18 protein-coding genes and 1 riboswitch are annotated in these 20833 nt (G+C 70.6%); of the genes, 17 read left to right on the top strand and 1 reads right to left on the bottom strand.

Going from position 1 to position 20833, the window contains the following annotated elements; genetic code table 11:
* Position 1 precedes the first annotated feature (1 nt).
* From narH to ACYQ0U_RS07885, 4 genes are read left to right on the top strand one after another with little or no spacing between them, the layout of a single operon-like run.
* The gene (gene narH, locus ACYQ0U_RS07900; RefSeq protein WP_459971320.1) at positions 2-1666 is read left to right on the top strand and encodes a nitrate reductase subunit beta; all 1665 of its coding nucleotides are present in this window, start codon (positions 2-4) and stop codon (positions 1664-1666) included.
* Positions 1663-2367 carry a nitrate reductase molybdenum cofactor assembly chaperone gene (gene narJ / locus ACYQ0U_RS07895; RefSeq protein WP_459971318.1) on the top strand — a complete coding sequence of 235 codons (705 nt, stop codon included), beginning with the start codon at positions 1663-1665 and terminating at the stop codon, positions 2365-2367. Before narH ends, narJ begins: the two co-directional genes overlap by 4 nt.
* The gene (narI, locus tag ACYQ0U_RS07890; protein WP_459971316.1) at positions 2364-3092 is read left to right on the top strand and encodes a respiratory nitrate reductase subunit gamma; all 729 of its coding nucleotides are present in this window, start codon (positions 2364-2366) and stop codon (positions 3090-3092) included. The genes narJ and narI overlap by 4 nt, the downstream gene beginning before the upstream one ends.
* A gap of 1 nt (position 3093) precedes the next feature.
* Complete coding sequence (locus tag ACYQ0U_RS07885; RefSeq protein ID WP_459971314.1) at positions 3094-3528, top strand: CBS domain-containing protein; 435 nt, start codon at positions 3094-3096, stop codon at positions 3526-3528.
* 543 nt (positions 3529-4071) lie between these two features.
* Here ACYQ0U_RS07885 and ACYQ0U_RS07880 read toward each other — a convergent pair.
* A complete protein-coding gene (locus ACYQ0U_RS07880) occupies positions 4072-5286 on the bottom strand; it encodes a LacI family DNA-binding transcriptional regulator (RefSeq protein WP_459971311.1) in 1215 nt (404 codons plus the stop codon).
* Between the two features lie 25 nt (positions 5287-5311).
* On the opposite strand from ACYQ0U_RS07880, the gene ACYQ0U_RS07875 reads away from it, so the two are divergent.
* From ACYQ0U_RS07875 to ACYQ0U_RS07815, 13 genes are all read left to right on the top strand, one after another.
* A complete protein-coding gene (locus tag ACYQ0U_RS07875) occupies positions 5312-6658 on the top strand; it encodes an ABC transporter substrate-binding protein (RefSeq protein WP_459971309.1) in 1347 nt (448 codons plus the stop codon).
* 55 nt (positions 6659-6713) lie between these two features.
* Positions 6714-7622, top strand: coding sequence for a carbohydrate ABC transporter permease (locus tag ACYQ0U_RS07870; protein ID WP_459971307.1), 909 nt, complete (start codon positions 6714-6716; stop codon positions 7620-7622).
* A gap of 6 nt (positions 7623-7628) precedes the next feature.
* Positions 7629-8459 carry a carbohydrate ABC transporter permease gene (locus tag ACYQ0U_RS07865; protein WP_459971304.1) on the top strand — a complete coding sequence of 277 codons (831 nt, stop codon included), beginning with the start codon at positions 7629-7631 and terminating at the stop codon, positions 8457-8459.
* 80 nt (positions 8460-8539) lie between these two features.
* Positions 8540-10195 carry a glycoside hydrolase family 13 protein gene (locus ACYQ0U_RS07860; protein WP_459971302.1) on the top strand — a complete coding sequence of 552 codons (1656 nt, stop codon included), beginning with the start codon at positions 8540-8542 and terminating at the stop codon, positions 10193-10195.
* Positions 10196-10257: 62 nt separating this feature from the next.
* Positions 10258-10367: riboswitch (TPP riboswitch) on the top strand.
* The gene (gene thiE / locus ACYQ0U_RS07855) at positions 10363-10974 is read left to right on the top strand and encodes a thiamine phosphate synthase (protein ID WP_459971300.1); all 612 of its coding nucleotides are present in this window, start codon (positions 10363-10365) and stop codon (positions 10972-10974) included. Its footprint overlaps the riboswitch before it by 5 nt.
* Entirely contained in the window at positions 10971-12083 is a 1113-nt protein-coding gene (thiO, locus tag ACYQ0U_RS07850; protein ID WP_459971298.1) for a glycine oxidase ThiO, read from the top strand. The genes thiE and thiO overlap by 4 nt, the downstream gene beginning before the upstream one ends.
* Entirely contained in the window at positions 12080-12268 is a 189-nt protein-coding gene (thiS, locus tag ACYQ0U_RS07845; RefSeq protein WP_459971296.1) for a sulfur carrier protein ThiS, read from the top strand. The genes thiO and thiS overlap by 4 nt, the downstream gene beginning before the upstream one ends.
* A 5-nt stretch (positions 12269-12273) precedes the next feature.
* Positions 12274-13032, top strand: a complete 759-nt coding sequence (locus tag ACYQ0U_RS07840) for a thiazole synthase (protein WP_459971417.1) — start codon at positions 12274-12276, stop codon at positions 13030-13032.
* Entirely contained in the window at positions 13029-13613 is a 585-nt protein-coding gene (locus ACYQ0U_RS07835) for a thiamine phosphate synthase (RefSeq protein WP_459971294.1), read from the top strand. The genes ACYQ0U_RS07840 and ACYQ0U_RS07835 overlap by 4 nt, the downstream gene beginning before the upstream one ends.
* Positions 13610-14410: a bifunctional hydroxymethylpyrimidine kinase/phosphomethylpyrimidine kinase gene (gene thiD / locus ACYQ0U_RS07830; RefSeq protein WP_459971292.1), complete on the top strand. Its 801-nt coding sequence runs from the start codon at positions 13610-13612 to the stop codon at positions 14408-14410. The genes ACYQ0U_RS07835 and thiD overlap by 4 nt, the downstream gene beginning before the upstream one ends.
* Positions 14410-16095 (top strand): phosphomethylpyrimidine synthase ThiC, encoded by a 1686-nt coding sequence (gene thiC / locus ACYQ0U_RS07825; RefSeq protein WP_459971289.1) that lies wholly within the window; start codon positions 14410-14412, stop codon positions 16093-16095. Before thiD ends, thiC begins: the two co-directional genes overlap by 1 nt.
* Positions 16092-17792 (top strand): 5,6-dimethylbenzimidazole synthase, encoded by a 1701-nt coding sequence (gene bluB, locus ACYQ0U_RS07820; protein ID WP_459971287.1) that lies wholly within the window; start codon positions 16092-16094, stop codon positions 17790-17792. The genes thiC and bluB overlap by 4 nt, the downstream gene beginning before the upstream one ends.
* A gap of 164 nt (positions 17793-17956) precedes the next feature.
* Complete coding sequence (locus ACYQ0U_RS07815; RefSeq protein WP_459971283.1) at positions 17957-20815, top strand: aconitate hydratase; 2859 nt, start codon at positions 17957-17959, stop codon at positions 20813-20815.
* The last annotated feature ends 18 nt before the right edge of the window (positions 20816-20833 follow it).

The following is a 20833-nucleotide window of genomic DNA, read 5'->3' as shown; positions in this document are numbered from 1 at the left end:
CATGCGCGTGATGGCCCAGATGGCGATGGTGATGAACCTCGACAAGTGCATCGGGTGCCACACCTGTTCGGTGACCTGCAAGCAGGCCTGGACCAACCGCACCGGTACCGAGTACGTCTGGTTCAACAACGTCGAGACCCGGCCCGGCCTCGGATACCCCCGGACCTACGAGGACCAGGACGAGTGGCAGGGCGGGTGGGTGCGCAAGCCCAACGGGCGCCTGGCGCTGCGCGCCGGCGGCCGGGTGAAGAAGCTGCTCACCATCTTCTCCAACCCCAAGCTCCCCTCGATCGAGGACTACTACGAGCCCTGGACCTATGACTACGAGACGCTGCTCAACTCGCCACAGTCCGACACCTTCCCCGTGGCCCGGCCCAAGTCGTTGATCTCGGGCAAGGACATGAACGTCGAGTGGTCGGCCAACTGGGACGACGACCTCGGCGGCTCGCAGGAGCACGCGGCGCGCGACGTGATGCTCAAGGGCATCGAGGACAAGGTCAAGCTCGAGTTCGAGGAGACCTTCATGTTCTACCTGCCGCGGATCTGCGAGCACTGCCTCAACCCCTCATGCGCCGCGTCGTGTCCCAGCGGTGCGATCTACAAGCGCGAGGAGGACGGCATCGTCCTGGTCGACCAGGACCGCTGCCGCGGCTGGCGGATGTGCGTCTCGGGCTGCCCCTACAAGAAGGTCTACTTCAACCACAAGACCGGCAAGGCCGAGAAGTGCACGTTCTGCTACCCACGCATCGAGGTCGGCATCCCGACCGTGTGCTCGGAGACCTGTGTGGGTCGGCTGCGCTACATCGGGCTGATGCTCTACGACGCCGACGCGGTCCTCGAGGCTGCCGCGGTCGAGGACGAGCACGCCCTCTACGAGGCACAGCGCAAGGTCTTCCTCGACCCCCGCGACCCCGAGGTCGAGCGAGCGGCCCTCGCCGCGGGCATCGAGGCGGACTGGGTCGAGGCGGCGAAGAAGTCGCCCGTGCTGCGGCTGATCACCGACTACAAGGTCGCCCTGCCCCTGCACCCGGAGTACCGCACGATGCCGATGGTCTGGTACATCCCGCCGTTGTCGCCCGTGGTCGACGTGGTCAAGGAGACCGGTGAAGACGCGGAGGACCGGGGCAACCTGTTCGCCGCGATCGACACCCTGCGGATCCCCGTCGAGTACCTCGCCAACCTCTTCACCGCGGGCGACGTCGAGCCCGTGGCCGGGGTGCTCAAGAAGCTCGCCGCGATGCGGTCCTACATGCGCGACATCAACCTCGGACGTGAGACCGACCCGTCCATCCCCGCCGCCGTCGGCATGACGGAGGAGGAGATGTACGAGATGTTCCGACTGCTGGCGATCGCGAAGTACGCCGACCGCTACGTCATCCCGCCGGCCCACGCGGAGCAGGCCCACGCGCTCGAGGAGCTGGCCACCGACTGCTCGGTCGACTTCGACGCCGCCGGCTCGTACTACGACCAGGCGCTGCTGGGCGAGGGTGCGGGATACCCGACGCCGGTGGCGGTCGAGAACTTCCGGATGCTCCAGGACCGGCAGACCGCCGACACCGTCGCCTCTCCGGACGACAAGTCGTCGCGGGTGAACCTCCTCAACTGGGACGGCAAGGCAACACCTGAGGGCTTGTTCCCCCGGCGTGACGGCGGAGGCGACCGATGATGTTCCGGCGCAAGAGCACCGATGCCCGTCGCGAGGGCGCGGCGAGGACCTGGGCCGTCTGTTCGGTCCTGCTCGATTACCCGACCGAAGAGCTGGTCTCCTCCCTCGACGAGCTCGAGGCACTGGTCCCCGACGACCCCCACCTCGTCCCGCTCATCGATCACATGCGGGGGCGGACCCTCGCAGAACTGCAGCAGGACTACGTCGCCACCTTCGACCACACACGCAAGTGCGCGCTCTACCTCACCTACTTCGCCTACGGCGACACGCGCAGGCGCGGGGCCGCCCTGGTGGCGTTCAAGGACGCCTACCGCCGTGGGGGCGTCGAGTGGTCCGAGGAGCACGGCGAGCTGCCCGACCACCTGTGTGGCGTCCTGCAGTTCGGCGCCACGGTGGACGCCACCATCGCCCGGCAGCTGCTCGAGGACCACCGAGCGGGCGTCGAGATGCTGCGCATCGCACTCGCCGGCTGGCGCAACGACGACGGCTCGGTGGGCTCGCCCTGGGCGGGCGCCCTGGCGGCCGTCTCGGGCACCCTGCGCGAGCTGGCCGGCGACGAGGCCGAGGCCGTACGCCGACTCGTCGAGCAGGGCCCACCCGCTGAGGAGGTCGGACTGTCCGGCTACGGCGCAGACCCGGCCCTGTCCACCGGCCCGACCCTCATCTCCACCGCGACGATCCCCCTAGGAGCCCCACGGTGAACACTTTCCTCTGGGTCATCGTGCCCTACCTCTGTCTCGCCACGTTCGTCATCGGACACGCCTGGCGCTACCGCTACGACAAGTTCGGCTGGACCACCCGCTCCTCCCAGCTGTACGAGGACAAGCTGCTGCGCTTGGGCTCGCCGTTGTTCCACTTCGGCATGCTCGGCGTCGTCGGCGGACACGTGATCGGACTGCTCGTGCCTCGGTCATGGACCGAGGCCATCGGCATTGACGACCACCTCTACCACCTCGTCGCCGTCGCCGGTGGTCTCGTCGCGGGCGTCATGGCACTGGTTGGAATGGCGATCCTGATCTACCGACGCCGCACGGTCGGGCCGGTCTTCAGCGCCACCACGCCCATGGACAAGGTCATGTACGCCTTCCTCGGCGCCGCCATCGTCCTGGGAATGTGGAACACCATCGCCGGGTCGATCTTCTCCCTCGGCGGTGAGTACAACTACCGCGAGGGGGTGTCGGTCTGGTACCGCTCCTTCCTCGCCTTCAGCCCCGACGCCGACCTGATGGGGGCCGCCCCGATCGGGTTCCAGCTGCACGCCCTCGTCGCCTTCGCTCTCTTCGCCCTGTGGCCCTTCACCCGACTCGTCCACGTCTTCTCTGCCCCCATCGGCTATCTCACCCGCCCCTACATCGTCTACCGCTCCCGCGACGACCAGATGGGCGCTCGCCCCGCAAGGCGTGGCTGGGACCGGGTAGGGTCCTGAGGTGCAGGACCTGTGGGGCAAGGTCGTCCACGACGTCGTCGTACGCCTGCCGAAGACCCTGAGCCGGGCGACGAGCGTTGCTGAGGCCCGGGCTGCCTTCGACGACGACCATGTCCACATGTTGCTGCTCGTCGACGACGACGCTCGCTTGCTCGGCACCCTCGTCCGTGACGACCTCCCTGATGCCGAGGACGAAACCCCGCCAGCGGCCATGGAGCACTCCGTGCTTCGCGACCGGACGGTCCCCCCTGGAGTACCAGCGGAAGCGGCGCTCCAGCTCCTCCTCTCCCGCGGGGAGCGCCGCCGAGCCGTGATCGACCAGGACGGACGGCTCCTCGGGCTGCTGTGCCTGAAACGTCGTCTCGACGGGTTCTGCGGCGACGCCGACGTCCTCGCCCGGGCAACGAGTGCCGGGTGCGCACCTCGTGGGACCTGACGCCTCAAGGGCAGGAACGACGGGCAGCGCTGACGCAGGCGGATGTCGCGCAGTCCTCTGTGTGAACGCGCTGGAGGCGCACCGTGGATGCTGAGGGCATGGCCGTGTTCCGTCTGGCCCTGGCGAGTGATCAAAGGTTCGAACATATCGGCGGGCGGCCTGATCCGAGTTGCTGCCTACTAGGCCCAGGCTGGATGACTGCGTGATTGTCGAAGCTGGCGCCCGCGGTGGGCGATTGGGACTGCTGTCGTCGGCGTCCGTCGGCGTCCGTCGGCGTCCGTCGGCGCCTGCCGACACGAGGGCTCGGAATGGGCTCGCTTTGTTTCGCAATCACCTGCAACAGCATGCCGCTGCCTGCCGACGGCGAAAGCGGCATCGTCGCAGGTCAGCGGCAATATTGGTCCGATGTGTGCGGCTAGTCACAAACAATCGCACTCACGCTCAGGCCCTTCGAACTGTTCCCGATGACCCACCACGTCGAATGCGTGGCGCTGCTGGTGAAGACCGGCGCCAACCGGCCGGACTGACCCCTCGGACGTCGCCTCAGCGTGCCGGCGTCGGCGGCCCGGTGGTGGTACGGATGATCAGCTGCGTCGGGACCACGACACTCTCCGGTTCAGCGCGCACCTGAGGGTCGAGGACCGTCATCGCCAGGCGTGCGGCCATCTGGCCCTGTTCGTAGACAGGCTGGCGGACCGTGGTGAGATCGAGGAGCTCGGCGTGGGGATGGTCGTCGATACCGACGATCGAGATGTCTTCTGGGATCCGCAGTCCGGCCCGACGGATGCTCCGCATGGCACCGAAGGCCACCTCGTCGGAGTGCGCATACACGGCTGTCGGAACGCGAGGTTGGGACAGCAGGCGGCTCATGGCGTGGGCGCCGTTCTCACCGCCCCAGTCCGTGGTGACGACCAAGCGCGGGTCGACGGGCAGGCCAGCGTCCCGCAGCGCGTCGTAGTAGGCGGAGGTGCGCCCGGACGGCTCGACGGGTTGTTCAGGATCGACCGCCGCGATCATCGCGATGTCTCGATGTCCGAGCCCGATGAGGTGGTCGACCGCTTGGCGCCCGGCCTTCAGGTCATCGATGCACACGTGGGGATACGCCGCCTGCTGACCGCCTGCGGCGACGACGTTCACGTTGAGGAGCCTCTCGAGGCGTCGTCGCTCCAGCTCCTCGACCGGGAAGGCGATGGCGATGACGACGTCGACCTTGCGCCGAGCGGGTAACTTCTCGAAGAACTCGTGCCGGTCCTCCATGTCGCCCACGTGGTAGAGGAGGAGGTCCATCCCTTCGTCGCGCAGGACGCTCTCGACGCCGTCGAGCATCGCACCGAAGAACCATCGGCTCAGGTGGGGGACCAGGACGGCGACCCGGCGGGTCTTCCTGCCGGCCAGCCGGGAGGCCTCGGGTGAGACCACGTACGCGTGCTCCCGCGCCACCGCGAGCACCCGCTCCCGCGTCGCGGGAGCGACGTTGCCCTGCCCGCCCAACGCACGCGAGGCCGTGCCCAACCCGACCCCCGCCATCCTGGCGATGTCGCGCAGCGTCAGCTCGCGATCTTCGTCCTCAGCCACTGGCCCATCGTAGCCCCAGTGTGGTACCGGTTCCATGATCTGGGGAGCCGTGATGGATTGTGGGGGGCGTTCCCGGACGCCGAAGGGGTTGACACTCCCTAATTTGTGAGTAGGGTCACTCTGGAAGCGGTTCCAGTTCCGGCGACGCTCCGTCGCTGGCGGCCTCATCTCCTGGGAGAACACGATGCTCGACTCGACGACACGGCCAGTGAGTCCCACCCGGCGCCGCCGGTCCCCGCGCATGCCCGTCCTGGCCGCGGCGGTACTCGCCCTGGTCGCCCTGGCCGCGTGCGGAGGTCCGGGCGGCGCAGGATCGACGGCCGACACCGAGCCGACGTCGGTCAACACCGACGTCGCGGACACGGAGGCCAGCATCACGGTCTTCACCGGCGCGGGCACCAAGGACTTCAACCAGGCGCTGGCCGACGCCTTCCACGCGAAGTACCCGAAGATCGACGTGACGCTCCAGGTCGAGGCGGACAACAACTACAACACCGTGCTCCCCCGACTGCTCGCGTCGAACGACCCTCCGGACCTGGCGGCCCCGGCCGACCTGATCGGCTCGGTCGAGGACGGACTCGTCACCAACCTGGACAAGTACAGCGAGGCGTACGGCTGGGACTCCAAGGTGCCGGCCAGCATCCTTGACGCCGGTCGCGTGGTCGACGGCCGCATCGGATCAGGGTCCCTGTACGTCGCAGGCGGGGCCGCAGGACCGCTCGTGGGCGTCTACTACAACCGTGAGCTGGCCGACGAGGTCGGCATGACGGAGGTGCCCGCCACGATCGCCGACCTCGAGGCCGTGATGGCAAAGGCCAAGGACGCGGGGATCACCCCGATCGTGGCGTCCAACGCGGACGGCCTCATCGGACACCTGTACAACCTGCTTCTCGGCTCGTACATGGGACCGCAGTCCGTCCTCGACGTCGTCTGGCGCGCCGAGGGTGCGACCCTCGACACCCCGGAAGCCGTGGAGGCGACCACGCTGCTGAAGAAGTGGGCAGATGCGGGCTACTTCAACAGCAACGTCAACGCAATCAACCAGGACGCGTCCTACGGTCAGTTCGCCTCGGGCGACGGGCTCTTCATGTTCCAGGGGACCTGGATGACCCAGGCGCTGCCAGAGGACTTCGACGGGAAGTACGGCATCTTCCCCATGCCGCCCCAGGACGGTGGCGGACCCGCCATCAGCATGACGGGCAACTCGCTCGCCTTCGGCATCGCCGCCCACTCCGACGCCAAGGACGCCGCGGCTCTGTATCTCGACTTCCTGTCCACCTCGGACGCCGCGACGGTGGCGGTGGCCCATGGCTATCCCTCGGTCACGGACGAGTCGAAGTCGGCGACCATCACGCTCGACGACGCGGCCGAGGACCAGATCCAGGCCGGCTACGCCGTCGTGGCCTCCGACGACGGGTTCTTCTCCTGGATCCAGAACGCGGTCCCGGAGGTCAACACCCAGCTCACGACCGACCTCCAGTCGCTCGTCGGCGACAAGACCTCGCCCGAGGAGATGGTCGAGAGCCTGCAGGCGGCATACGAGAGCGGCCTGTGAGCATCCGATGCCTGACGCCGGGACGTCCACAGCGACGCTTGCACCCGAAGTCTCCGTGGCGACGACACGCCGTCGTCGCCGCGGGACCCGGAGAATCGCTCGACCACGAGGCGCGTGGGTCGGATGGCTCTACGCCCTCCCGGCGCTCGCCTTCTATGTGTTCTTCAACCTGCGCGCAGTCCTGGCCTCGATCCAGTACTCCTTCTACGACTGGAACGGGATCGGTGCGTCGACGTGGGTGGGACTCGACAACTACCGGGAAGCGCTCACGGACTCAGACCAGGTACTACCCCTCCTGCACGCACTGATCCTGATCGTCTTCTTCACCGCGCTCCCCGTTTCCTTCGGACTCATCGCGGCTGCGACCATGCGGTCGATCGAGGGGCGTTTCACCGGGGCTCTCGCACGCACGGTGCTGTTCCTCCCTCAGATCGTCCCGGGCGCAGCGGCCGGCGTCGCCTGGGTCTGGATGTACTCCGAGAACGGGGCCGTCAACCAGATCCTCCGGTTGCTCGGTCTGGGGGGATACACGCGAGCCTGGCTCGGAGACTTCGACTTCGCCCTGATCGCGGTCGGCTTCATCGGCACGTGGTTGTCGACCGGATTCTGCACGCTGCTGCTCATGTCCGGTGTCGGCAGGATCGACGCCAGCCTCTACGAGGCCGCCCGACTCGACGGAGCCACGGCAGTCGCCCAGTTCCGGCATATCACCATCCCGAGCCTGCGGGCGGAGATCGGGGTCTGCGTCACCGTCACGATCATCTCCGCGCTGGCGAGCTTCGACGTCGTCTACCTCTCGACGCAGGGCGGGCCCGGAGGGCGTACGAACGTCCCGGGTGTCCAGGTGTACAACCTGGCGTTCAACGATGGTCGGCTCGGTGCCGCCTGTGCCATGGCCGTCGTGCTCGCGCTGCTCATCATCGTGATCATCGTGCCGCTGCAGCGGCTGTTCCAGGAGAGGTGATCAGCCGTGGCCGACGTCCACGCCATGCGCAAGAAGGTTCCGGGGATGGTGCTGATCACCGTGGCGGGGCTCTACTCCGTCATCCCGATCATCAGCATGTTGACGGCAGCTCTGGCGAAGCAAGGCACGATCCCGGACGGACTGTCCTGGCCGAGCGACCCGCAGTGGCACAACTTCGTCGACGCCTGGAACGTCGCCAACGTGACGACGTTGCTGAAGTCGAGCGTGCTCATCGTGCTCGGAGTCGTCCCGTTCGCGGTGCTCATCGCCACGATGGCGGCGTACGCCCTGACGATGCTCGCCGTCCCTCTCGGCCGCGTCTTCTACCTGGTCCTGCTCCTGACGCTCACCCTCCCGTACGAGATCGTCATCGTGCCGCTCTACCAACAGGTGAACGAGCTCGGGCTGCTGGGCAGCCGGTGGGGCCTCATCCTGCCGTTGATCGGCCTCAACATGCCCTTCGCGGTCTTCTGGATGCGCGCCCACTTCATCAACGCCCCGGTCGAGCTGACGGAGGCGGCGAGCATCGACGGAGCCGGGGCCTGGAAGGCGTTGCTGCACATCCACGTCCCCCTCGCCCGGCCGGCGATCGCTTCGCTGGCGCTGCTCATGTTCTTGTCGACCTGGAACACCTTCCTGCTCGCGCTCGTGCTCATCAACGACCCCAACAAGCGCACCATGGCCGGCGCCCTCCAAGCATTCCAGTCGCGCTACAGCACGGACGTGGTCCTGCTCAACGCCGGCGCGCTGCTGCTCATGGCGCCGACGATCCTGGTGTTCCTGCTGCTCCAGCGACAGTTCTCCAAAGCCTTGCTGCAGGGCGCGGTCAAGGGGTAGCTCCCACCCTGTCGCTGTCGCTGTCGCTGTCGCTGTCGCTCGTCGTCTCGTCCCCCCCACCCTGTCCGGAAGGAAGTTGCATGCACCCACGAGGAGGCGGACCGGCACACACCTGGTGGGACACCGCCGTCGTCTACCAGATCTATCCCCGCAGCTTCGCGGACTCCGACGGCGATGGCGTCGGCGACCTCGGCGGTGTCACGGATCGGCTTCCCTACATCGCCGACCTGGGCGTGGACGCGATCTGGATGACGCCGTTCTACCCGTCTCCGTGGGCTGACGGCGGGTACGACGTGTCGGACTACCGCTCCGTCGATCCGAGGCTTGGCACCCTGGCCGACTTTGACGAGCTGGTCGACCGTGCCGGACGCCTGGGGCTCAAGGTCATCATCGACATCGTCCCCAACCACACGTCATCACGACACCCGTGGTTCCTCGAGGCGCTCGACTCGCCCCCGGGAAGCCGCGCCCGCGGCCGGTACATCTTCCGGGATGGCGTCGGCACGGCGCCGCCGAGCGACTGGCGCTCGCACTTCGGCGGGAGCGCCTGGACGCAAGTCGAGGACGGCCAGTGGTACTGCCATCTGTTCGACCACCACCAACCGGACCTCAACTGGGACGACGACGAGGTGCGCCAGGAGTTCCTCAGCATCCTCAGGTTCTGGGCTGACCGCGGGGTCGCGGGGTTCCGGGTGGATGTCGCTCACGCGCTGGCCAAGGACCTGTCGGAGCCGTTGCGCAGCCAACCGCACCTGGACAGTCGGCTTCCGGTGGACGGCACCGACCCGCTGTACGACCGCGACGAGGTGCACGCGATCTATCGGACCTGGCGTGAGGTCTTCGACTCCTACGACCCTCCGCTGATGGCCGTGGCCGAGACCTGGTACCCGCCGACTGAGCGCTCGCGTCTCTACGCGCGGCGCAGTGAGTTGGGCCAGGTGTTCGAGTTCGGCCTGCTGAAGGCCGCGTGGCTGGCCTCGAGCTTCCGTGACGTCATCGACACCTCGCTGGCCGCCTACGCCCGCGACGCCGCCCACGGGGGAGGGGGCACGACGTGGGTGCTCTCCAGCCACGACGTACCTCGCCACGCGTCACGGCTGGCTCTGCCTCCGCACGTGGCGCCCGAGCAGTGGCTGGTGACGCACGGCGAGATCCCTCGGATCGACGCGGGCGTCGGAGTCGCCCGGGCCCGCGCCGCCGCGCTCGTGATGCTCGCCCTTCCCGGCTCGCCGTACCTCTACCAGGGGGAGGAGCTGGGCCTGCCCGAGGTCGCGGACCTTCCGGTCAGCGCCCTCGCGGACCCGGTGTGGCATCGCAGCAACCAGACCGTGAAGGGCAGGGACGGGTGCCGGGTGCCGCTGCCGTGGACACGGACCGGGCCGTCGTTCGGATTCGGAGAGGCCGGGGGCTGGCTCCCGCAACCCCCGACATGGGGCGAGCTGTCCGTCGAGGCGCAGCTCGGTCGCGACGGATCCACCCTGGAGCTGTACCGGAGGGCCCTGACCCTGAGGCGGACGCTGTCGGACCTCGACGGATTCTCCTTCGAGTGGCTTGCCAGTCCACCCGGCGTCCTCTCCTTCCGCCGGGGCGGAGCCTTCGTGTGCACGGTCAACTTCGGCGACGACACGGTCCCGCTGCCCGACGACCAGCGAGTCCTCCTGTCCAGCTCCGGATCGGACAGCGTTCACCAACTGGCACCGAGCACGGCCGTGTGGTCGATCTCTGCCACGAGCTGACGCTGGCCGTCCGGTCCGCGGACGTCCTCCCTGCGAGAAGGGGTCGCGGCTGCTAGCGTCGTCGCATTCCACACGGGAGCCCGAGGCATCGGGCTGAGATGGGGCTGGAGCCGCTCCGACCGTCGAACCTGATCCGGGTCATGCCGGCGAAGGAAGTGAGACGAAACGTGCTGCCGCGCATTCACTGCATCACCCACTTCGAGTCCTACGGCGACGAGACGATCGCCGTGTTGGAGGCCGTGGTCCGCCAGGGCGTCGACGCGGTCCAGGTCCGGGCCAAGGGGGTGCCCGACCGCCAGGTCGTCGCGTTCACCCGCAGCCTCGTGGATCGCCTGGCGGGCACCCCGGCGCGGTTGATCGTCAACGACCGACTCGACCTCGCGCTCGCCGCCGGCGCGCACGGTGTCCACCTCGGCCGTGACGACCTCCTCGTCGCCGACGCGAGACGCCTGGCACCACCGGGGTTCCTCGTCGGCGGCACCTGCCGCAACGCCGACCAGGCCCGTGAGGCGAAGGCGCAGGGCGCCGACTACATCGGCGTGGGGCCCGTCTATCCCACGACCACGAAGAGCGGTCTCCCCGACCCGATCGGGCTGGGCGCGCTGCGCGAGGCGGCTCGGGTCCTGCCGGCGATCGCCGTCTCGGGCATCGACGCCGAGCGTGCGCCCGAGGTGATGGCGGCCGGGGCCCACGGGATCGCGGTGGCCTCGGCCATCTGCCGGTCACCACATCCCCCTGATGCCGCGAGAGGGCTGGTCGACGCGGTCGCGCTCGCATGAGGGTGGCGGTGGTCGGCGCCGGCATCGTCGGTCTGGCCTGTGCCGAGGAGCTGGTCCGCGCGGGGCACGACGTGCGGGTGTTCGACCCCGACCCGGGCGGTGGCGCCACCAGGGCGGCGGCCGGGATGCTCGCCCCGGCCGGTGAGGCCTGGCACGGTGAGACCGACCTGCTCAGGCTCGGCGTCGCCTCCGCGCGGCTGTGGCCGGCGTACGCCGCTCGGCTGCAGGCGACCTCCGGCGTGGACGTCGACCTGCGCACCCAGGGAACGTTGCTGGTCGGGCAGGACCACGACGACCTGCAGCAGGTGCGACGGAGCCTCGAGGTCCTCGCGGGCGAAGGGCTGTTCTTCCGCGAGCTCGACCGGCGAGGTGCACGCGCGGAGGAGCCCACCCTCGCGCGGGTCGCCGGCGCCGCCCTGCTGCCCGAGGACCATCAGGTCAACCCACGCCGGGTCGCCGAGGCGCTGCTGCGCCTGCTGGGCGACCGGGTGGTGCGTGCCCGCGCCACGGTGGTCGACGGGGGAGTCTCCTGCGCGGGCGGGACCGGGTTCGGCTGCGACGCGGTGGTCGTCGCGACCGGGGCGGAGGCCCGGAGCCTGGTGCCGCAGGTCCGACCGGTCCGGGGAGAGACGATCCGGCTGCGGGTCTCCGACCCGCCGTCCCGGGTCGTGCGGGCGCGCGTGCACGGAGAGTCGGTGTACGTCGTCCCACGGGCGGGCGGCGAGATCGTCGTGGGAGCGACCGAGGAGGAGCATGCCGCGGAGCCGGTGGCGACGCTCGGGGCGGTGGTCCGGCTGCTGCACGCCGCGCGCACCGTCGTCCCGGGGCTGGAGTGCGCCGAGGTCCTCGAGATCACCGCACGGTGCCGCCCCGGCACCCCTGACAACGGACCACTGCTCGGGGTCGCGCCCAGTCCCGGCGCGGTGCGGCAGGTGCTGGCCGTCGGCCACTACCGCGGCGGCGTGCTGCTCGCGCCGCTGACCGCCCAAGTGATCCGCGCCCACGTCGAGGACGGCGACGTCCCTGCCGTCGCGCGGCGGTTCGAGCCGAGCCGGTTCGGCCGCCAGAGCCCGAAACCCGCCGATCACCGGAAGGACCCCGTGTCATGAGGATCAGTCTCAACGGCCAGCCGCGCATCGTGGAGGACGGCACGACCCTGCACGATCTCCTCCCGTCGGCCCGCGGGGTCGCCGCCGCGCTCAACGGGGCCGTCGTGCCCGCGGCATCGTGGGAGTCGACCCGGCTCTCGGAGAACGACGCGGTCGAGCTGGTCACCGCGCACCAGGGCGGGTGAGCGCGATGCAGGTGGCGGGTGTCGACCTCCCCGGGCGGCTGTGGATCGGCACCGGGGGCCTGACCAGCACCAGCCTGGTGGGCGAGATCATCGACGCGGCCCGGCCCGGCCTGGTGACCGTGTCCGTCCGGCGCACCTCCGACACCGGGGGCGGCGGGCTGCTCGACACGTTGCGGCGGCTGGGCGTCCGCATCCTGCCCAACACCGCTGGCTGCCTCAGCGCTCGCGAGGCCGTGCTCACCGCTCAGCTGGCGCGGGAGGCTCTCGATACCGACTGGGTCAAGCTCGAGGTGATCGGTGACGAGACGAGCCTGATGCCCGACGCCGTCGAGCTGCTCGACGCGGCCGAGACGCTGGTGCGGCAGGGGTTCACGGTGTTGCCCTACACCACCGCCGACCCGGTCCTGGCGCGGCGCCTGGCCGACGTCGGCTGCGCGGCCGTCATGCCCCTCGGCTCGCCCATCGGCACCGGGCGTGGCATCGACGATCCCCGGGCGATCGAGGCCGTGCGTGCCGCTGTCACGGTTCCCGTGGTCCTGGACGCCGGGATCGGCACGGCGAGCGACGCCGCGCTGGCGATGGAGCTGGGGTGCGACGCCGTGCTGGCGGCGACCGCGATCACGAGGGCGGACCGTCCGGCGCGGATGGCGGCGGCGCTGCGGGCCGCGGTCGAGGCCGGCGAGCTGGCCCGCCGGGCCGGCCGCATCCCACGGCTCACCACCGCGCGTGCGTCGAGCCCCATGGCCGGGCGGGTGGGTACATGAAGGTGCCGCGCGTGCTGCTGCTCACCGACCGCAGCCAGCTCCCGGCCGGCCGCGACCTCGTGAGCACCGTGGCCGCGTGCGCGGAGGCGGGGCTAGAGGTCGTGGTGCTGCGCGAGCTCGACCTGTCCGAGGACCATCGGCAACGGCTCGCCCACGCACTCGGCTCGACCGGGGTCGCCGTGATCAGCGCTCGGACCCGGTTGGACGGGGTGGCGGGCGTGCACCTGGCCTCGGCGCAGCCTCCTCCCGGGGAAGAGGCGGCCCTCCCGCACGGACGCTCCTGTCACGACGCCGCCGAGATCCGGGCCGCCGTGCGCGACGGGGCGTCGTACGTGACGATCTCGCCCGTCGCGGCCTCGGCCTCCAAGCCGGGCTACGGGCCCGCGTTGGGGCTGCCCGGCGTGCGGCGAGCCGTGCGGCTCGCGGGGAGCGTCCCGGTGCTGGCCCTCGGAGGGGTCGGCGCCCGGAACGCCGCGGCGCTGCGGACCGCCGGTGCGCACGGGGTGGCCGTCATGGGGGCGGTCATGCGCGCCGACGACCCCGGTGACACCTTCCGGCAGATCGCGCAGGCCGTCCGGTGAGCGGCCCGCTGGTCGCGCTGACCGTCGCCGGCACCGACTCCGGTGGCGCCGCCGGTGTCGCCGCCGACCTGACGACGTTCGCGGCGCTCGGTGCCCACGGGGCCTGTGCCGTCACCGCGGTGACCGCCCAGGACACCCTCGGGGTGCGCCAGGTCGTGCAGCTGACGGCCGACGACGTCCGTGCCCAGGTCGACGCCGTCCTCGAGGACCTGCCGGTCGCCGTGGTCAAGACCGGGATGCTGGGCTCGGCGGAGGTCGCCGGCGTCGTGGCCGACCTCCCGGCCCGGCTCCCGCTGGTCGTGGACCCCGTCCTGGTCGCCACGAGCGGTGCCGAGCTCGGCGACGCAGCGGTCGTGGCGGCCTACCGCGGCCACGTCCTCCCGCGGGCCACCGTCGTCACGCCCAACCTCGACGAGGCGCTCCGGCTGACCGGCGCCGGTCAGGCCGACCCGCGCGAGGACGTGGCCCGGGCCCTGCACGCCCTCGGGCCGGCGGTCGTGCTCACCGGGGGCGGTCTCGACGCCGCGACCTGCCGCGACGTGGTGGTCGACAGCCGCGGCCGGATGCAGAGCGTCGAGCACCCCGCCGTACCCACCACCAACGACCACGGCACCGGGTGCACGTTCGCGGCCGCCCTCGCCGTCCACCTCGCCCGCGGCGCGGACCTGGTCGCCGCCGCCACCGCCGCCCACCTGTTCGTGGCCGCCGCCCTGCGCGCGAGCTCCGGCTGGCGTCTGGGCCGCGGCCGCGGCCCGGTCGCCCACACCTTTGCCCACCGCACCACCCAGGAGGAATGATGCAGATCCATCCCAGCCACAGCACCGTCCACCGCACCGGACCGCGACCCGACATCCGCGTCCCCTTCACCCGGGTCGCGCTGACCAACGGCGACACGTTCGACCGGTACACCACCGCCGGACCGGGCAGCGACCCCGAGGTGGGGCTCCCGCCCCTGCGCGCCGACTGGGTCGCCGAGCGCGGCGACATCGAGGAGTACGCCGGTCGCGAGACCCAGCTCGTCGACAACGGGAAGTCGGCGATCCGACGGGGGGAGGCGCGCGGGCAGTGGCGGGGCGCGAAGCCCCGTCCGCGGCGCGGCACCGGCACCGTCACGCAGATGCACTACGCCCGCCAGGGCGTGATCACCCCGGAGATGGAGTACGTCGCGGTCCGGGAGGGTTGTGACGTCGAGCTGGTCCGCTCCGAGGTGGCGGCCGGGCGGGCGATCATCCCGGTCAACGTCAACCATCCCGAGGCCGAGCCGATGATCATCGGGCGCCGGTTCCTGGTGAAGATCAACGCCAACATCGGCAACTCCGCCGTCACCAGCTCGATCGCCGAGGAGGTCGACAAGCTCACCTGGGCGGTGACCTGGGGCGCCGACACGGTGATGGACCTGTCCACCGGCGAGGACATCCACACCACTCGGGAGTGGATCATCCGCAACTCACCCGTCCCGATCGGGACGGTGCCGATCTACCAGGCCCTGGAGAAGGTCGACGGCGACGCGAGCAAGCTCAGCTGGGAGGTCTTCCGTGACACGGTGATCGAGCAGTGCGAGCAGGGCGTGGACTACATGACCATCCACGCCGGCGTGCTGCTGCGGTACGTGCCGCTCACCGCCGACCGCATCACCGGCATCGTCTCCCGAGGCGGGTCCATCATGGCGGGCTGGTGCCTGGCCCACCACGAGGAGAACTTCCTCTACACCCACTTCGACGAGCTCTGCGAGATCTTCGCCCGCTACGACGTGTCGTTCTCCCTCGGTGACGGACTGCGGCCCGGCTGCACGGCCGACGCCCACGACGAGGCGCAGCTCGGCGAGCTCCGCACCCTGGCCGAGCTGACGCTCCGCGCCTGGGAGCACGACGTGCAGGTGATGGTCGAGGGTCCCGGCCACGTCCCGCTGAACCTGGTGGAGGAGAACGTCGTCCTGCAGCAGGAGTGGTGCCACGGCGCGCCGTTCTACACGCTGGGCCCGCTGGCCACCGACATCGCGCCCGGCTACGACCACATCACCTCCGCGATCGGTGCGGCGGCGATCGCCATGCACGGCACCGCCATGCTGTGCTACGTCACCCCCAAGGAGCACCTGGGCCTGCCCAACCGCGACGACGTGAAGACCGGCGTGATCACCTACAAGCTCGCCGCGCACGCCGCCGACGTCGCCAAGGGGCACCCGGGCGCCCGGGACTGGGACGACGCCTTGTCGCGTGCCCGCTTCGAGTTCCGCTGGCACGACCAGTTCGCGCTCTCCCTGGACCCGCACACCGCCGAGGCGTTCCACGACGAGACGCTTCCGGCGGAGGCCAGCAAGGTCGCCCACTTCTGCTCGATGTGCGGCCCGAAGTTCTGCTCCATGCGGATCAGCCAGGACATCCGGGACCAGGTCGCGAGCGGCATGGCCGAGAAGTCCGCCCAGTTCGTCGAGCTCGGCAGCTCGATCTACGTCGACAGCGAGACCTACACTGCGGCCCCGTGACCTGGCAACGGCCGGTACCCCTCATCGGTGACCAGACCTCGGCGGCGGAGCGCGCCGCCGAGGTCGGGGCGTGGGCGTTCCCCGAACGCGTCCGGGACGACTTCTACGACGTGGTCCGCGCTCGCCGGGACGTCCGCCGCTACCGGCCGGACCCGGTCGCGGGCGAGATCGTGGACCGGGTCCTGTCCGCGGCCCACCATGCGCCGTCGGTCGGGCACAGCCAGCCCTGGCGGTTCATCGTGGTCTCCGAGCCGGCGACCCGTGAGCGAGCCGCCCGGATGGCCGACGAGCAGCGGCTGCGGCAGGCGCGGCAGATGGAGCCCGACGCGGCCCGGCGGCTGCTGGACCTCCAGCTGGAGGGCATCCGCGAGGCTCCGTTGGGGGTGGTCGTGGCCTGCGACCGGCGTGCCCCTGCCGGCGGGGTGCTCGGCCGGGCGACGTTCCCGGACGCCGACCTGTGGTCGTGCGCCTGCGCCATCGAGAACCTGTGGCTCGCCTCCCGGGCGGAGGGGCTGGGGATCGGGTGGGTGACGCTGTTCGACCAGCAGCAGCTCGCGCAGCTCGTCGGCGTACCCGACGGCGTGGTCACCCTCGGGTGGCTGTGCCTGGGGTGGCCCGACGAGCGGCCACCCGCGCCGGGCCTGGAGCGGGCCGGGTGGTCGCGCCGCCAGCCGGTCAGCGAGGTCGTGATGAAGGAACGCTGGGACGAGGCGGCCCCGACACCGCCCTCGTACCTCCGTGCACCGGACAGCACCGCAGTCGTCGGGGCCCGGGACGAGGCCGACGTCCTGCTCACGCCGCCCGGCTCGCTCGGTCTCCTCGACCGGTACGTCGACCGCGTCGCGGCCGCCGCGCAGGGGCGGCCCGCCGCCGTCCCGACCGGACAGCTGCTGCTCGTGGCCGGCCGGCACGGCGTGGTCGCCCACGGGGTCTCGGCCTTCGCGTCCTCGGTCGTCGACGACGTCCTGGCCGCGAGCGTGGTCGGCGAGTCGGCCGGCGCGGCCGGGGCCCGCGCGGCGGGCCTGAGCTTCCGCGTCGTCGATGCCGGCACCGCGGCGGGCGACCTGGTCCACACCGACCCCATGCCCGCCGACCAGGTCCGCGACCTGCTCGACCGCGGCCGCCGTCTCGGCGAGTCGGCGGGCCGCGAACACGGCCTCCTCGCTGTGGGGGAGGTGGGCATCGGCAACACGACGGTCGCAGCCGCGCTGACGGCCGTCCTGCTCGACGTCGCTCCCGCCGAGGTCGTGGGCCTCGGCGCGGGCGCGGACACCGCCATGGTGCGGCGCAAGACCGAGGTCGTGGCCGCCGCCCTGGCACGCGTGGAGAGTGTCCGTGACGGGGAGCCCTGGTCGCCCGAGGACGTCCTCGCCCGGGTCGGGGGACCGGAGTTCTGCGTGCTGGCCGGTGCGGTGCTCGGAGCGGCATCCGTCGGCGCGGTCACGGTGCTCGACGGGCTGGCCACCAGCGTCGCGGCCCTGCTCGCCGTCCGCATGGAGCCCGGCGCGGCGGCGTACCTGATCGCCGGCCAGCGGAGCCGGGAGCGGGCGCACGACCTCGTGCTGGACCACCTCGGCCTCGAGCCACTGCTGGACCTGCGGCTGCGCGCCGGGGAGGGCGTCGGCGCGGCGTTGGCGGCCGGCCTGGTGATCAGCGGGCTCGAGCTCCGCCGCGGCATCGGCCGCACCGCGCCCTGAGACACTCCTCCTCTCGTCGTCGTGTATCTTGATATCAAGAGATATCGCGACCCTGTCCCGGGTACCGGAAGTTAGGCGAGCCTTCCTTTTCCGGCCCTTCCGCCCGGCGGCAGGATGGGGAACGCGATCAGACCCAGGTGTGACAAGGGACGACGAGTCAGGAGATGACTGCTGTGGCCAGTCAGGACAGCTTCGGTGCGAAGAGCACCCTGGACGTGGACGGGAAGTCCTACGAGATCTTCCGCCTCGACGCGGTGACGGGCGAGGGCGTGGACGTGGCCTCGCTGCCGTTCAGCCTCAAGGTGCTGCTCGAGAACCTCCTCCGCACCGAGGACGGCGCCGACATCACCGCCGACGACATCTTGGCGCTGGCGGGATGGGACGAGAACGCCGAGCCCGACAAGGAGATCCAGTTCACGCCGGCGCGCGTGATCATGCAGGACTTCACCGGCGTCCCGTGCGTCGTCGACCTCGCCACGATGCGCGAGGCGATGGCGGACCTCGGGGGCGACCCGTCGAGGATCAACCCGCTCGCGCCGGCCGAGATGGTCATCGACCACTCGGTGATCGCCGACGTGTTCGGCACCCCCGAGGCGTTCGAGCGCAACGTCGAGATCGAGTACGAGCGCAACCGCGAGCGCTACCAGTTCCTCCGCTGGGGCCAGGGCGCCTTCGACGACTTCAAGGTCGTCCCCCCGGGCACCGGCATCGTGCACCAGGTCAACATCGAGCACCTGGCCCGCACGATCTTCACCCGTGAGGTCGACGCCCCTGACGGTGGGAAGAGCCTGCTGGCCTACCCCGACACCTGCGTGGGCACCGACTCCCACACCACGATGGTCAACGGCATCGGCGTGGTCGGCTGGGGCGTCGGCGGCATCGAGGCCGAGGCGGCGATGCTCGGCCAGCCGGTGTCGATGCTGATCCCGCGCGTGGTCGGCTTCAAGCTCTCCGGCGACCTGCCCGAGGGCTCCACCGCGACCGACCTGGTGCTCACGATCACCGAGATGCTGCGCAAGCACGGCGTGGTCGGCAAGTTCGTCGAGTTCTACGGCCCCGGCGTCTCGGCGCTCCCGCTGGCCAACCGCGCCACGATCGGCAACATGAGCCCGGAGTTCGGCTCGACCATCGCGGTCTTCCCGATCGACGAGGAGACGGTGAAGTACCTCGAGCTCACCGGCCGCTCGGCCGAGCAGCTCGCGCTGGTCGAGGCCTACGCCAAGGCCCAGGGCCTGTGGCACGACCCCGCCGCCGAGCCGCGCTACAGCGAGCGGCTCGAGCTCGACCTCGCGACCGTCGTCCCGTCGCTGGCCGGCCCGAAGCGGCCGCAGGACCGGGTCGAGCTCGCCGCGGCGCGTGAGTCCTTCCGGGGCGCGCTGGTCGACTACGTCGACCAGGGCTACGACGAGCCCGACGACGCCGCGCACGCCGCCGAGAGCAAGGGGTACGACGAGGCGGTCGAGGAGACCTTCCCGGCCTCCGACCCGCCCTCCCACGAGGGCAACGGGTCGGCCCCGCCGCGCGAGTACGCCTCCGCGGCGCCGGCCGACGGCGGCCGGGCGAGCAACCCGGCGCTGGTCGAGCTGGAGGACGGCACCCGGTTCGAGCTGGACCACGGCGCGGTGACGATCGCCGCGATCACGTCGTGCACGAACACCTCCAACCCGTCGGTGATGATCGGCGCGGCCCTGCTGGCCAAGAAGGCGGTCGAGAAGGGCCTGGAGCGCAAGCCGTGGGTCAAGACGACCCTGGCGCCGGGCTCGAAGGTGGTCTCGGACTACTACGAGAAGGCCGGGCTCACGCCGTACCTCGACAAGCTCGGCTTCAACCTGGTCGGCTACGGCTGCACCACCTGCATCGGCAACAGCGGCCCGCTGATCCCCGAGGTCTCGGCCGCGGTCAACGAGAACGACCTCGCGGTCGTCTCGGTGCTCTCGGGCAACCGCAACTTCGAGGGCCGGATCAACCCGGACGTGAAGATGAACTACCTGGCGTCGCCGCCGCTGGTCGTCGCCTACGCGCTGGCCGGCTCGATGGACGTCGACCTGTTCAACGACTCCCTCGGCAAGGACACCGAGGGCAACGACGTCTTCCTCAAGGACATCTGGCCGTCGCCGACCGAGGTCGAGGAGGTCATCGGCCGGGCGATGTCGTCCGAGACGTTCGCCCGTGAGTACGCCGACGTCTTCGCCGGCGACGAGCGCTGGCAGTCGCTGCCGACGCCCGAGGGCGACACGTTCTCCTGGGACCCGGAGTCGACCTACGTCCGCAAGCCCCCGTACTTCGACGGCATGCCCGACGAGCCGGAGGCCGTCACCGACATCGAGGGTGCGCGCGTCCTGCTCAAGCTCGGTGACTCGGTCACCACCGACCACATCAGCCCGGCCGGTGCGATCAAGAAGGACTCGCCCGCGGGCCGGTACCTCGCCGAGCACGGTGTCGAGCAGCGGGACTTCAACTCCTACGGCTCGCGCCGCGGCAACCACGAGGTGATGATCCGGGGCACGTTCGCGAACATCCGCCTGCGCAACCAGCTCGCGCCGGGCACCGAGGGCGGCTTCACCCGCGACTTCACCAACGGGGGCGACGTCACCACGGTGTTCGAGGCGTCGGAGAACTACATCGCCGCCGGCACCCCGCTGGTCGTCCTCGCCGGCAAGGAGTACGGCTCCGGCTCGTCGCGCGACTGGGCGGCCAAGGGCACCTCGCTGCTGGGCGTGAAGGCGGTCATCGCCGAGTCCTACGAGCGGATCCACCGCTCGAACCTGATCGGCATGGGCGTCATCCCGCTCCAGTTCCCGCAGGGCGAGAACGCCGAGTCGCTGGGCCTCACCGGCGAGGAGGAGTTCTCGATCACCGGGATCACCGAGCTCAACGAGGGACGCACGCCCAAGACGGTCAAGGTGCAGGCCGGCGACGTCGAGTTCGACGCGGTCGTCCGCATCGACACCCCCGGCGAGGCGAACTACTACCGCAACGGCGGCATCATGCAGTTCGTGCTGCGGAACCTGCGGAAGGCCTGAGCCTCCTGTTCCACGCCG

It is taken from the genome of Nocardioides pyridinolyticus, from assembly GCF_054653575.1.
The sequence above is the reverse complement of the archived record's forward strand: the minus strand, read 5'-3'. Positions and strand labels throughout refer to the sequence as shown.

Coding starts and splice junctions, on each gene's coding strand:
- thiS (WP_459971296.1), top strand. CDS start 12,080: ATGAGGATCAGTCTCAACGGCCAGCCGCGCATCGTGGAGGACGGCACG.
- narJ (WP_459971318.1), top strand. CDS start 1,663: ATGATGTTCCGGCGCAAGAGCACCGATGCCCGTCGCGAGGGCGCGGCG.
- ACYQ0U_RS07840 (WP_459971417.1), top strand. CDS start 12,274: ATGCAGGTGGCGGGTGTCGACCTCCCCGGGCGGCTGTGGATCGGCACC.
- ACYQ0U_RS07835 (WP_459971294.1), top strand. CDS start 13,029: ATGAAGGTGCCGCGCGTGCTGCTGCTCACCGACCGCAGCCAGCTCCCG.
- thiC (WP_459971289.1), top strand. CDS start 14,410: ATGCAGATCCATCCCAGCCACAGCACCGTCCACCGCACCGGACCGCGA.
- ACYQ0U_RS07860 (WP_459971302.1), top strand. CDS start 8,540: ATGCACCCACGAGGAGGCGGACCGGCACACACCTGGTGGGACACCGCC.
- ACYQ0U_RS07815 (WP_459971283.1), top strand. CDS start 17,957: ATGACTGCTGTGGCCAGTCAGGACAGCTTCGGTGCGAAGAGCACCCTG.
- narH (WP_459971320.1), top strand. CDS start 2: ATGCGCGTGATGGCCCAGATGGCGATGGTGATGAACCTCGACAAGTGC.
- thiO (WP_459971298.1), top strand. CDS start 10,971: ATGAGGGTGGCGGTGGTCGGCGCCGGCATCGTCGGTCTGGCCTGTGCC.